At 68.8% G+C, this 12,101-nt stretch carries 6 protein-coding genes; all 6 read right to left on the bottom strand.

The window, feature by feature from the left end; translation table 11 throughout:
• A partial coding sequence (locus OOT08_RS12810; protein WP_325093129.1) for an alpha/beta fold hydrolase occupies positions 1 to 317 on the bottom strand: 317 nt, incomplete at its 3' end.
• Positions 314 to 1,399, bottom strand: a complete 1,086-nt coding sequence (dxr, locus tag OOT08_RS12805) for a 1-deoxy-D-xylulose-5-phosphate reductoisomerase (RefSeq protein WP_325093128.1) — start codon at positions 1,397 to 1,399, stop codon at positions 314 to 316. The genes OOT08_RS12810 and dxr, both read right to left, overlap by 4 nt.
• A gap of 74 nt (positions 1,400 to 1,473) precedes the next feature.
• A complete protein-coding gene (locus OOT08_RS12800; RefSeq protein ID WP_325093127.1) occupies positions 1,474 to 2,427 on the bottom strand; it encodes an FKBP-type peptidyl-prolyl cis-trans isomerase in 954 nt (317 codons plus the stop codon).
• A 157-nt stretch (positions 2,428 to 2,584) separates the two neighbouring features.
• Positions 2,585 to 9,559, bottom strand: coding sequence for a DUF5979 domain-containing protein (locus OOT08_RS12795; RefSeq protein WP_325093126.1), 6,975 nt, complete (start codon positions 9,557 to 9,559; stop codon positions 2,585 to 2,587).
• Positions 9,560 to 9,873: 314 nt separating this feature from the next.
• Complete coding sequence (prpB, locus tag OOT08_RS12790) at positions 9,874 to 10,773, bottom strand: methylisocitrate lyase (RefSeq protein ID WP_325093125.1); 900 nt, start codon at positions 10,771 to 10,773, stop codon at positions 9,874 to 9,876.
• 9 nt (positions 10,774 to 10,782) lie between these two features.
• The coding region (locus OOT08_RS12785; protein WP_325093124.1) for an MmgE/PrpD family protein at positions 10,783 to 12,101 on the bottom strand (1,319 nt) is incomplete at its 5' end.

Here is a 12,101-nt window from a genome sequence, read left to right as displayed (position 1 = left end):
AGCACCGAGCTGACGATGGCCAGCCGCCGCACCCGGTTGGGGAAGCGGTCCGCGAAGCGCAGCGCGGTCTGCCCGCCGAGCGAGAAGCCCAGCAGGGTGATCTCCCCGGAGAGCGAGTCCAGGCCGAGCTGCTCGGCGACGCAGGTCACCGCGTGCTCGTGATCGCGAAAGCGGCCGGAGCCCGTCTGCGTGTGCCCGGGGAGGGTGGGGGTGTGCACGGTGACCTCGTCGCCGAGGCGGCGGGCCACGTCCTGCCACATCCAGGGCCCCACGCCGCCGCCGTGCAGCAGGACGAGGTGTCCGCGGGCTCCGCTCATCGAGCGGTCTCGATGATGCGATTGGCCCGCTCGCGGGCCCAGCGCTCGGCCTCGGCGAGGCTCTCCAGGGTCAGCTGCTCCGGGGCGTCATGGCCGTCCACCACGGCGCGGATCGTGGCCACGATGCCGGGGAAGCTCAGCCGCCCCTCGTGGAAGGCATCGACCGCTTCCTCGTTCGCGGCGTTGAACACCGCGGGGAAGGTGCCCCGCGACCGGCCCACCTCCTTCGCGAGCGCGACGGCGGGGAAAACGGCGTGGTCCAGCGGCTCGAACTCCCAGCTGGAGGCGGTGGACCAGTCGAGGGGGCGCCCCACCCCCGCGATCCGCCTCGGCCAATCCAGCCCGAGCGCGATCGGCAGCTTCATGTCCGGCGGCGAGGCCTGCGCGATCGTCGAGCCGTCCACGAACTCGACCATCGAGTGCACGATCGACTGGGGGTGCACCACGACCTCGATGTCCCCGTAGGGCACGCCGAACAGGAGGTGCGCCTCGATCACCTCGAGGCCCTTGTTCACGAGCGTCGCGGAGTTAGTCGTGACGACGCGGCCCATGTCCCAGGTCGGGTGCGCGAGCGCCTGCGCGGGGGTCACCGCGGCGAGCTGCTCGGCGCTCCAGCCCCGGAAGGGGCCGCCGGAGGCGGTCACGACGAGTCGGCGCACCTCCCCGGCGGTGCCGGAGCGCAGCGCTTGGGCGAGCGCCGAATGCTCGGAGTCAACGGGAACGATTTGCCCTGGGGCTGCGAGTCCGGTCACCAGGTCGCCGCCGACGATGAGCGATTCCTTGTTGGCCAGCGCCAGCGTGCGCCCGGCCTTGAGCGCGGCGATGGTCGGGCCGAGGCCGACCGAGCCCGTGATGCCGTTCAGGACCACGTCCGCGTCCACGCTCTCGATGAGTTGCACGGCGGCGTCGGCGCCGAGCCCCGTGTCGTCCACGCTGAACTCGTCCGCCTGCTCGGCGAGGCGCGTCGCGTTCGTGCCGGCGATCAGGCCGACCACCTGGAACTGCTCCGGGTTCGCCCGGATCACGTCCAGCGCCTGCTCGCCGATCGACCCCGTGGACCCCAGCACAATAATTCGCTTCATGCCCCCCAGTCTGACGCAGAACGGCCCCCGGCGCACGCGCGCCGGGGGCCGTTGGCCGGGAGAACCCGACGGGGCTACTGCTTCGGCGGCGTCGAGGCGTCGACGATGTCCAGGACGAACACCATCGTGTCGTCCTTCTGGTGACCCATCTCGACGAGCTTGTCCTCGGGGTAGCCGCCCTGGGCCTCGCCCGCGGGGACGATCGAAACGACCTGGGAGCCGACGGTCTGACCGACGAGCGCGTCGCTGAAGCCGCCGATCACGCCGTTCGTGTTAAAGGGTGCGATCGAGCCCCGGTCCCAGCTGGAATCGAAGGTCTCGCCCGTGCGCCAGATCACGCCGCGGTACTGCACGGAGACGTTATCCCCCGCCTTGACGACGGGGCCATCGCCCTTAATGCGGGTCGCGATCTCGGGCTTGCCGGAGGGGGTGACGCCCTCGGGGATCGTGATCGTGGGGTCGCCGTCCTTGCCGAGGCTGACCTCGGGGAAGCCCTCGGGGAGCTCCTGCTCTTCGCCGACCGCGCGCGGCTCGACGATCTGCTTGAGATCCAGGACCACGAGCACGCTGTCGCTCGCCTCGACGCCGAAGTCCTGACCGCCCTGGGGGAAGATCGTCGCTGCGGGCGCCGTGGTGACGACGCGGTCGCCCTCGGAGGAGCACTTCAGGGACTGGATGACCCAGGGGGCCATCGACTGCTCGTCCAGGGACAGCAGGGCGTCCTCGGAGGCGACCTGGGTGCCGTCGCTGCCGGTGAACATCGACATGTGTGCCTTGACCATGTCCGTGTCGGTGAGCTGCTCGCCCTCCCCCTCGATCGCGACGCTGCGCTGCAGATCAACGGAGTCGATCGGGGTCTTCGAGGTCAGCTTCAGCTGTTCGCCGAACTTTCCCTCGAGCTTCACGGCCTTGCTGGCCGAACCCGGGGCGACCGGCTCACACCCGGATGCCGCATCGGTGGTCGAACACCCGACCAGCATCGTTGCGGCCAGAATGACTACCGGGAGTGCGGCAAGTGTGCGCTTCACAGGGGTGTGGTCCTCTCGTTGGGAATGTTCGTGTCCATTCTGGCCTATCTCGCTATCCATCGGCTGTGGATTTCCGGCTTCCGCGCCGCAGCGCGGCGACGAACGCGGCGAAGCCGCCGCCACCCCAGGGTGACGGCGGCTTCGGAGCTGCGTCCGATTACCGGGTGTCGGCGTCCTCCCCCTCGACCGCGTCCCGGCGCTTGGCCTGCGTGCGCAGGGTCCGGGCCAGGAACACCCCACCGAGCAGCAGCAGCCCGGCAGCGCCGATCAGCCACGGCAGCGGGCTCTGGCCACCCGTGTCCGAGAGCCCGGGCGTCTTGCCCCCGGGAACGCTCGGCGTCGGATCCGGAGTCGGCTGGGGGCCGGGGCCGGTCGGCTTCTCGAACTCGTTGACCACGGTCAGCGTGACGCTCGCCTCGCCGACGGTGAGCACGCCGACTAACGGGTCACCCGCGTTCGGGGTGATCGTGGTCTTCGCGGCCCCGCCGGTCTCGGTCTCGACCAGCTCGCACGCAGCCCCGAGCGGGAGCCCGGCGTAGCTCGCCGTCAGGCCGGTTTTCGCCGAGAGCTCGCGCTCGGCCCCGTCCGGCACCGCAACCGGCTGCTTGCTGCCCTCGGGGTCGACCACGCAGCTCAGGGACACCGTGAACGTCTTGTCCTTCGCGGTCTCGGCCGCCGGCCCCGCGAGCTGCTTCTCGACGATGAGCTCGCCGCCAGAGGCGAAGGTGTTCACCGCCGTGAACACGAGCGGTTCCTCCGGCGTGCCCACCGTGATCGGGGCCGCGCTGGTGTCCGGAGTCAGGGTGGACTCCGTTGCCCCGGCGGCTCCGGTCTCGGTCACGGCGCACTCGGCGCCGGCCGGCAGCGTGTCGACGCGGATGCGTTCCCCGTCGGCGATCTGCTGCTTGGTGAGCGTCTGCTCGCCGTCCCAGACCGTCTGCTCCTCGAAGGTGCAGACGAGGCGGAAGGTAAACGTCGTGTCCGGGGCCAGCGCCTGGGCACCGGTTCCGTCCAGCTCCTTGACGATCTCGATCGCGCCGAGCGGGAAGGTGTTGGTGACGAGCACCGCGACCGTGTGCTTTCCCTCGGCGAGGCGGCTGAGCGTGAAGGTCTCCCCCTGCGGCTCACCGTTGACGGTGATGACGGACTCGCCGCCGTTCGCCTCGGTCTCCGTCACGGAGCAGTCCGCGTTCACCGGGAGCCCGGTCAGGGTCCAGGTTTCCCCGTCGACGATCGCCTTCGTCATCGGGTGCTCAGCGTCGAAGCCCTCGGCAAAGACGGGCTCCCCGAGGAACGAGCAGCTGGCCGCCACCGTGAAGCTGCCGTAGTCGATGGCCTCGCCGTCCTGGTTCACGGCGCCGACCACCTGCTTGCTGACGTCAAAGCCGGTCAGCTCGTAGAGGTTGTCGAGCGTCACGAGGGGCAGCGGGTCGGTGTCCCGACCGATCGTCGCCGTGGCCTGCTCGGCGTTGACCTCGGTCTCGCCGTTGGCTCCGGCGACCTCCGTCAGCGTGCACTCGGCCCCGAAGGGCAGCTGCTCCGGCAGGGTGAGCTTCTCCCCAGAGGTCAGGGTGAGTGAGATCGGGTCGAGCGTGACGGCTGCGCCGCCGTCCGGGTGCGGCACCACGCAGCTCAGCGCCAGCTGGAACGTCTCCGGCGCAAACGCAGCGCCGTTGCCGCTCACGGTCTTCTCCACCGAGAGCGGGCCGGTCGCGAGAGCAACGCCGACGCGGCGACCCTCCGTGGCGAGTACCTGGCCGAGCTTGCGCTCGCCGGCCTCCTCGATCACGGTCTCGGCCCCGATCGCGATGGTGTTCCACGCGACCGAGTCCGTCGTCATCTTCGGGGCCGTCGCCGGCGTCCGGGTCTGGAAGGAGTAGCCGAGCAGGTCACCGGGGGCGAACAGCGCGTCGTCCTCGAAGGTAAACACCGTCTTGATGTTCGTGATCGAGCGGGCAAGCTCGGACGCCGGGTCCAGATCCTTCGGCAGCGGTTGCCAGGCCGCGGGCCCCGTGCTCGGGCACTCGTCGGCCTCCGCCGGGTGCAGGTCCGCGATGCACGGGTCAACGGAGGTGGAGTAGAACAGCTCCGGCTCCTTCGCGAAGTCACTGCGGTAGCCCTCGCTGGCGGTGGCCTGGAAGCCGCCCTCCCACGTGGGGCGCCACTCGGAACCGCGCGGCAGCATCACGATCGCGCCGAGGTCGTTCGGGGTGGGCAGCCGGTCGACGGTGATCACGCGGTCCATAGGCAGCGTCCCCGTGTTCTGGATCCGCTCACGCCAGGTCTCGGTGTGCAGCGGCTTCGTGATCGGCACGCAGTCCCCCGCGTAGAATTCGTCGAGGCTCGGCGCACAGCTCGCGGCGGGGTTCGTGACGTTGGTGACCCCAAGCTCGGTGTCATCGGCCTTCACGAACTTCTTGCCGCTCAGCGCGCCCACCGCGGTCGGGTAGACCTGGGTGTCGGCCAGACAATCGACAATTTCCATCCCGGATTCCGGGGCGCTCTCGTTGCAGGACTCGAAGGGCTTATCGGCGCTCACACCCACCGTGTTCGTCACCTCGTTGGCGACCCCGGCGTGCATCCCCGGGCGGAACATCATGTTCACCGTGATCGTGTAGACATCACCCGGCATGAGGGCGGTGCCCTCCTTGAAGGAGAAGTTGATCGTGGTCGGCTCGCCGTCCGCGTTCGTGTCATAGCCGACCGTCACCCGCTTCGGGTCGACGGGCATCGGCAGGTCGCTGCCCGTCGCCGCGAGCGGCCCGGGACTGAACTCGTACTCGAAGCGGGGCGTGTCGCTCTCGGGGTCAAAGATCAGCATCGGCTTGCCATCGATGACCGGCAGCAGATCCTGGATCTTCGGGTTCGAGATCGCCTGCGCCACCCCGCCCGTCGCCGGGTTCGTGATGATCAGTTGGAACGGGATCAACTTGCCAGCGGGCTGTGCGCCCACCGGGGTCTTTTTCACGTTCACCTGGATGCCGCCGGCGACGTACTGGATCTGCGCGGTCGCGTCGTCCTCGGCCGTCAGCGGTGCGCCGCCGAGCCCGTTCGTGGCGCTTATCACCGTGGTTTCGACGGTGTTCGTGTACCGGCCGCCGCTGGAGGACAGGGGCTCGCCCGGAGCCGAAACGTCCTCGTCGGTCGGGGTCGCAATCTTGTCGCCGTTCGCGTCGAGGCTGCGGAGATAGCCGAGGCGCTTCATCGTGATCGGGATGACCTGCTTCGGGTTTGCCGGGTTCTCCCACTGAGAGCCGTCGGTGCGCGTGAAGGTAAACCGCAGCCCCTGCACGTCACCCGTGTCCACCCCGGCTGGGAGCTGCGGGGTGGTGGCGAATTCGCCCTCCACCCAGTTGCCGCCCACCACCTCAAGCGTGTTTCCCGGTTCCGTCACCGTGAAGGTCCCGCCCACGTACGCGTCAACGCGCACCTGCTGAATCGGGCTGGCGAGCGAGAAGCTCGGGTCGAAGCCCAAAAACTCGTAGGCATTCCAGAAGCTCGGCGTCTGGTCGGTGACCGTCATCTCTGCCGGTCGCGCCGATCCCTTCGGCTGGGCGGTCAGGGTCATCGTGACCGGTTCCCACTGCGCCGTCTCGTATTCTGGGGTGCCAACCGGCCAGTCGCGGTACTGCAGCATCGGATCGAAGTGCTTCGTCGTGGTGACCCCAATGTTCAGGGCCTGCAGGGCGATGGCGGCGTCATCCGTGTCCGTGGCCGTGTGCGTGTGCTCCGGGAACTTGTCCAGGTCGGAGACGGAGCCCTGCGCCGTGTTGCGCACCGGGGAGTCGACCGTTGTGATCTTCTCGCCGCTGGTGCGGTCCGTTGCCCGGAGCCGAAGGTCCATCACGAGCGTGGACTTCGAACCGGAAACGATGCGTCCCTCGTAGCTGACCTTCACCGCGGTGACGTCGGCAAGCTCGGCCTCGGTCAGTGCCCGGGCGGCACCCGGGGCGTAGCTGCGCCAGGTGCCCGCGTGGTTGAGCTGCACGGTGGTCTTGTCCGGGTTTGCGCCGACGACGTCGTTGTTGATCGCGACGATCCGGCGCAGGTCGAAGACGTCGAACGGTGAGCGCTCGCCCTCGGCGAGAATCGGGTCCTCGATGGTCAGCGAGTCCACGTTGGCCTGCGAGGCGTTCGAGGCGCTGATCGTGATCCGGCCGCTCGGGTACTGCTCCGGCGCGGTGCCCTCCGGCGGAATGCCGAGCGGGCCGCCCGTCCAGCCCTTGGTGACGCTGACGTTCAGCGGTCGGTCCAGGATCGAAAGAATGTCGCTGTCGGTGTCGTGCCCAACGACCTGACCGCCGGTCTGCGCGGTCGCACTGGCAATGTTGTTCACATCGCCCTCGGTCGTCGTATTGAAGATCTCGGAACCGATGACGGGTCCGCCGTTGCTCCGGCGCTCGTCGCGCAGCTGCCAGACGAGATCGATCTTGCGGTCGTTGTTCGCGTTGGAACGGCTCACGCCGGTGCCCGGTTGCGGCGCATCCGGGTCGTTGCTGGCCTCGCGAGCCTCGCGGTCCTCCTCAAAGACGAGGCGGACGGCGGTCGTGCTCTGCTGCTCGGCGGTGGTCAGCGAAATGTCCGGGGTCTGTCCGCGGTAGGGCAGGCCCGTGGCGTTCGTCGCGGTGACCCAGTCGGTGCCGTTCCAGAGCTGGACGTCGCGCACGAGGTCCCAGGCGAGGTACGGGTCCATCTCCGGGGTGATCGCCCTGATCTTCATCAGGTTCAAGGCCTCGTAGGTGGTCTGCGAGACGTCGTCCGCGGGTCCGGCGTTCGCGGGCGTGTTCTTCACCCGGGTGTCGGCGATCACCATCTGCTCGTAGGTGCTGAAGCCGCCGGTGTCCCAGTTCAGCCGGGACGTGGCGTAGTCACCGCTGCGAGCGTCAACGAGCTGGTCGCCCGGCTCGATCCACTCCTTCCAGAGGAAGTCCCACTCGCCGGGAACCGGCGCCTGGATGTCGATCGTCGGGCAGGGCTTCTCCACGCTCGCCTGACCCGGGGTGACGCCCTCGGCGCCGGAGGCGGAGGCGGCGGAGCAGTTCTCCACCGTGATGTCGGAGCCCTCGGGCTTCGGCTTCAGGTTCTCTTTCAGCTCCGTCGTGATGTTCGGCTGCACCTCGGTGCCGGGCGGGAATCCGTCGCCGTCGTTCGTGAACACGAACTGCAGGCCGCCGATCTGGTCGCGCAGCTCCTCGGGAATCTCCATCGTGAAGGAGCCATCGACGCCGACGGCCCCGGGCAGGTCTTTCCACGCCCCAGCTGCCGTGTCCCAGTAGCGCACCGTGAGGGTCGCGCCGACGGGGACGTCGGTCTTGTTGATCGCGGTGGGCCGGAAGTGCTCCCACCAGTCGGAGTCTGCGGGGCTGCCGTCGGCGTTCAGCTCGGGGTCGGAGACCACGATCTCGTGCGCGTTCCCGGTCGAAGACTCGGAGACCTTCGTGGGGAGCTGGACCGTGGCCTTCTCGCCCTCGAAACCCCAAATCTGGCCGGGGCTGATCTTCTTCTTCGTCTCGAGGTCGATGTGCTCCTCGTCGATCACGAGCGTGTCATCGGCGACGTCGCTGACGGTGTTCCCGCCGGCGGAACCGGTCACGCCGACATGGTTCGGAATCTCGACGTCCTTCTCGAGGTCGGGCTTCGCCGTCGCCCCGAACTCGATCGTGGCCTCGGCCCCGGAGATGATGCGTTCGCCGGTGGTGTCCTCGTAGGTCACCTCGAAGTACTGCAGGCTGCCGAAATCGTCGGGCAGCGCGGGGAAGGCGTCGCCGTCGCCGAGGCCCTCCACGGTCAGCGTCTGTTCGTCGCCGTTCTTGTCCAGGTACACGAGTTTCAGGCTCGCCGTGTCCGCGCCCTGCGGGAGATGGACCGGGGCGGTGAAGCCGGTGAACTCCAGGCGGGGGTCGAAGATGCCTGTGCCTGGGTTCTTGCTGGGCTCACGGATCGTGAGCTCGGTCAGCGAAATCTCGCCGTTGTTCTTGCCGGAGAGCGAGACGACGGTGTCCTCGCCGGGCAGAATCTTGTTCGGGGTAAAGCTCTTGCCCGCTTCGACCGAGGGCTTCTCGGTCGTCATGGTGTAGTCGGCGTCGTCCGTGGCCGTGGCGTGCTCCTCGCCGAGGACGACCTCGCTCTGCGCGTCATTGTCCACGACGGTCGTCTCGATCAGCTCGGCGACGTTCGCTCGCTGCTCCAGGGTGAGGTCAAGGCCGCCGGTCGCGCCGGCGAGAATCTTCTCGCCGGCGGAGCTGGTGAAGGTCACGCGAATGCCCTGCGCGTCGGCGGGGGGCGCGTTCGGCGCTCCCGGCTTCTGGGCCACACCGGCCTCGACCCAGGCGGTGCCGTTCCAGTACTCCAGCGTCGCGGTGTCGGCGTTGGCCGGGTAGGTGATCCCCGCGATGCCGGTCACGCCCAGGTAGGTGAAGGGATTGGGCTGCTTGGTGGGGTCAACGGGGTCGGTGATCGTGAGCGACTCGACGCCGGCGTTCGAGGTGTTCGAGGCGGTGAGCCCGAGGGTCGTCTCGGTCCCCGGGGCGATCTCGCTGACTGCCGGATTGAAGCTCTTCTCCACGCTGGTGCCGAGCTTCAGCGGGATCTCCGGGGTGACGGTTGCCGTCGACTCCTTCTCGAGCGCGTTATCGGCGACCACCGAGGCGGTGTTCGGGATCGGCACCCCGTTCTTTTCGTAGGGCAGGTCCTCGCGGAGGCGCACCGTGATGGTCACGGTGCCGTCCTTGTTTTCCACGAGCCCGGCGGTGCCGTCGCCCAGGTCCTCGTTGAACTGCACGGTGACGGTCTGGCCGTCGATGACCGGGTCCAGGTGCGGGGCGTTCGTCACGTCAACGGAGACGATCTCGAACTCGGCGGGGATCTCGTCGGTGAAGATCGCGTTGCGGCAGCCCACGTCAGTGATCGCGGAGCACGAGACGTCGATCGTGTAGGTCATCGTCTCGCCCGCGACGAGCGCCGGGTCCGAGGCTTCCTTTTTGATGTCCAGCTGCGCGGTCGTCTCGTCCGCGAGCGCGGGCCCTGCGCCGGTCAGCGGTAATCCCGCCCCGAGCGTCAGCGCCGCGAGCGCGAACGCCCGCCGCCGCCATCCCTGCGTGTTCCGTTGTTTTCCGCCGCCGTTGACGCGCACGTGTTACTCCTCGTTGACACACGGAACGCTCGACGGGTCGGAACGACCCGGCAAAAGTCGTCCCCCCGACACTTTTGCGGTGCCCTCGCTGGCACACCGTTAGCTCTCAACATAAGGGACGCCGGGGTGCTGGGCAAGCCTCAGTTTCCGGCGACTGCTCAGCCGCTCCGGGTCCCCGATGCGCTAGGTTGGTCGTAACTCCCTTCTCACGGTGTTCGGGCAGGTCCACCGAGGAAGGGAGTTTTTTGCGCCGCGCAGGCCGGTCCCGCTCGGCGCATCGCGCGGAGCGGGACCGGCCTGCCCGGGCGGGCTGCCTAGCGCTCGACCTGGAAGGTAAAGATTCCGGCGTCGAAGCCCGCGTAGCCCTCGTAATCCACGAGCTCGTAGAGATCGGCGCGGTGCTGCATCTGATCGAGCTGGCTCTCGAGATTCCCCTCGGCCGTGATCGTGTCGAGCGCGCGACCCGCGGCCCCCATCGCCATGCGCAGCAGGGAAACGGGGAAGATCACGAGATTGATCCCCACGGATTCGAGCTGGGTCGTCGTAAACAGCTCGCTCTTGCCAAACTCGGTCATGTTCGCGAGCACCGGCACATCGACCGCGGCCCGGATCGCGGCGAACTCCTCGAGCGTGGCCATCGCCTCGGGGAAGATCGCGTCCGCGCCAGCGTCAACGAGCGCCTTGGCCCGGTTCACGGCGGCGTCCAGCCCGTCGATGGCGCGCACATCGGTGCGGGCCATGATCAGGAAGTTTGGATCGCGACGGCCCTCGACGGCGGCCTTGATGCGCTTCGCGGCGGTGTCCACGTCAACGACGGCCTTGCCGTCGAGGTGGCCGCACCGCTTCGGGTTCACCTGGTCCTCGATGTGCATGCCGCTGATGCCGGCGTCCTCCATCTCCTGGACGGTGCGCGCCACGTTCATCGGCTCCCCGAAGCCCGTGTCCGCGTCGATCAGCGTGGGCAGATCCGTCATCCGGGCGATCTGCTTGCCGCGCCCGGCGACCTCGGTGAGGGTCGTCAGGCCGATGTCGGGCAGGCCGAGGTCGGCGGAGAGCACCGCGCCGGAGATGTAGACCCCGTCGAAGCCCTTCTGCTCGATGAGGCGCGCGCTCAACGGGTTGAAGGCGCCGGGGACTTTCTGGAGGGTTCCGCTCGCGAGCTTGGCGCGGAAGTCCTCGCGCTTCTGGGCTGCGGTGAGCTTGCTATACAGCATGAGGTCTCCTTAGAAGATGCCGCGGGTCGCGGGGACAGCGTCGAGCAGGCCGGGCTTGGCCTGGATGGTGAGGCCGCGAAGCTCATCGGCGCTCAGCTCGGGCAGGCGCTGCACGAGGTCAAGGAAACGCTCGATCTCGGCGGGCTCCAGCACGTCCTCGGCGAGGGTGCGGAACTTCGCAAGGTACTGCTCGCGGGCGAAGGGGCGTGCGCCGAGCGGGTGCGCGTCGGCCACGGCGATCTCGTCGCGGACCTCGGTGCCGTCGGTCAGGGTGATGACCACGGCGCCGCCGAAGGCCTTCTCGGCGATGTCGAGCGAGTGGTACCGGCGGGTCCACTCGGCGTCCTCGACCGTGGTCACCTTCTGCCACAGCTCGACCGTGTCGGGTCGTCCGGCCCGCTCGGGGGCGTAGGAGCGCTCGTGGTGCCACTCGCCGTCCTGCAGGGCGACCGCGAAGATGTACGGGATCGAGTGGTCGAGCGTTTCGCGGCTCGCGGTGGGGTCGTACTTCTGCGGGTCGTTTGCGCCGGAGCCGATGACGTAGTGCGTGTGGTGGCTCGTGTGAATCACGATGCTCGCAACGTTTTTCGGGTCCACGAGCGCGGGGTGCTCGCCGTGCAGCTTCCGGGCGAGGTCGATCCAGGCCTGCGCCTGGTACTCGGCCGAGTGCTCCTTCGTGTAGGTGTCCATGATGGCGCGCTTGGCCTCGCCCGGGGCGGGCAGCGGCACCTCGTAGGAGGCGTCCTTGCCGTCGAGCATCCAGGCGATGACGCCGTCCTCGCCCTCGTAGATCGGGGTGGGGCTCGTCTCGCCGCGCATGGCCCGGTCCACGGCCTCGACCGCGACCTTCCCCGCGAGGGCCGGGGCGTGCGCCTTCCAGCTGGAGATCTCGCCCTTGCGCGACTGGCGCGTGGCGGTCGTCGTGTGCAGGGCCTGCCCGACGGCCTGGAAGATCGTCTCGGTGTCGAGGCCGAGGAGCGTGCCGATGCCCGCGGCGGCCGAGGGGCCGAGGTGAGCGACGTGGTCGATCTTGTGCTCGTGCAGGCAAATCGCCTTCACGAGGTCGACCTGGATCTCGTATCCGGTCGCGATGGCGCGCACGAGCGCCTGGCCGTCGAGGCCGCGCTCGGCCCCGAGGTGCTGCGCGACCGCGAGGATCGCGGGGATGTTGTCGCCGGGGTGCGAGTAGTCGGCGGCGAGGAAGGTGTCGTGGTAGTCGAGCTCGCGCACGGCGACGCCGTTGGCCCACGCGGCCCACTCGGGCGAGTGGGTGTCGTCGGCAGCAAGGCCGAAGACGTTCGCCCCCGCGCCGTTGACGCTGGCCGGGT

Origin of the sequence: Leucobacter sp. M11 (assembly GCF_035726885.1) — a bacterium.
Lineage (GTDB): Bacteria > Actinomycetota > Actinomycetes > Actinomycetales > Microbacteriaceae > JAPFRB01.
This window is presented reverse-complemented; position numbering and strand designations above follow the sequence as displayed.